Origin of the sequence: Kineococcus glutinatus (genome assembly GCF_039542765.1) — a bacterium.
Taxonomy (GTDB): Bacteria; Actinomycetota; Actinomycetes; order Actinomycetales; family Kineococcaceae; genus Kineococcus_A; species Kineococcus_A glutinatus.
Map to the genome: position 1 here is coordinate 1 of NZ_BAABIL010000789.1, position 1,251 is coordinate 1,251.

Below are 1,251 nucleotides of genomic sequence, written 5' to 3' on the forward strand. Positions count from 1 at the left end.
CGGCGCAGCCCCGGCTTGCGGGCCGGCTGCCGCGGCGCCGCCCGCCGTCGCGGCGCCGGCGCGGGGGCGTAGCGCTGCAGCCAGTCCAGCAGCAGCCGCGCCCCGAAGCCCGTCGCACCCCGGCTCACCTCGTGCTCGGCGGAGTCGGCCCGCGCCGGGCCGGCGATGTCGAGGTGGACCCAGCGCCGGCTCCCCGCGAACCGCTCCAGGAAGAGGGCGGCCACCACGGCTCCCGCGCCGGCGTCCGGATCGTTCGTGACCTGCCGCACGTCGGCGAGCTCCGAGCGCACCAGCTCCCGGTAGTCCGCCACGAGCGGCATCCGCCACAGCCGCTCACCGCTCGAGGCCGCCGCGTCCAGGAACTGCCCGGCGAGCTCGTCGTCGGCGGTGAACAGCGCCCCGTGCCGCTTGCCCAGGCCGAGGCTCGCGGCGCCCGTGAGCGTGGCGACGTCCACCACGACGTCCGGGTCGAGCTGCGCGTCGGCGTAGGCCAGGGCGTCGGCCAGCACCATCCGGCCCTCGGCGTCGGTGTTGGCGACCTCGCTGGTGCGCCCGCCGTAGTGGGTGACGACGTCCCCCGGCCGGTAGGAGGAGGCACCGATCGCGTTCTCCGCCAGCGGCAGCAGCGCCGTCACCCTCGCGCGCACGCCGAGCGCGGCGCACGCCGAGACCACCGCCAGCACCGCGGCCGCCCCGGCCATGTCCGTCTTCATCGGCACCATGGCCTCGCGCGGCTTCAGCGACAGGCCGCCGGAGTCGTAGGTGATGCCCTTGCCCACCAGGACGACGTGGGGGGCGCTGCGGGCACCGGTACCGCGGAGGGTGGCGGTGAGGCGGACCAGGCAGGGCGCCGACGGCGACCCGCCGCCCACGGCGAGCAGGCCGCCGAAGCCCTCCGCGCGCAGGCGGGCGGCGTCGAGGACCTCCACCTCCAGGCGGGCGGTGCGCGCCACCTCCCGCGCCTGCCCCGCCAGCCACCCGGGGTCCTTGAGGTTGGAGGGCGTCTGGGCCAGGTCGCGGGCCAGGACGGTGGCCCGCGCGGTGGCCAGCGCACGCTGCACGTCGGCGGCGGCGACCTCGCCGAGCAGCAGCAGGCGCCGGGTGCGGGTGGGTGCCTCGGCGACGCGCAGGCCGGCGCGCGGCGGCTCGTAGGAGGCCAGCACGAACCCCTCCACGACCGCGCGCACCCCCTCGGGGCCGTGGCCGTCGGCGAGGGTGGTGGCGACGTCCTCGTCGGGGCGGACGGCCCGG

The 1,251-nt window shown here is 78.3% G+C and carries 1 protein-coding gene; it reads right to left on the reverse strand.

What is annotated here, in order from left to right; genetic code table 11:
• The coding region (locus tag ABEB16_RS21450) for a leucyl aminopeptidase family protein (protein WP_345714207.1) at nt 1-1,251 on the reverse strand (1,251 nt) is incomplete at both ends.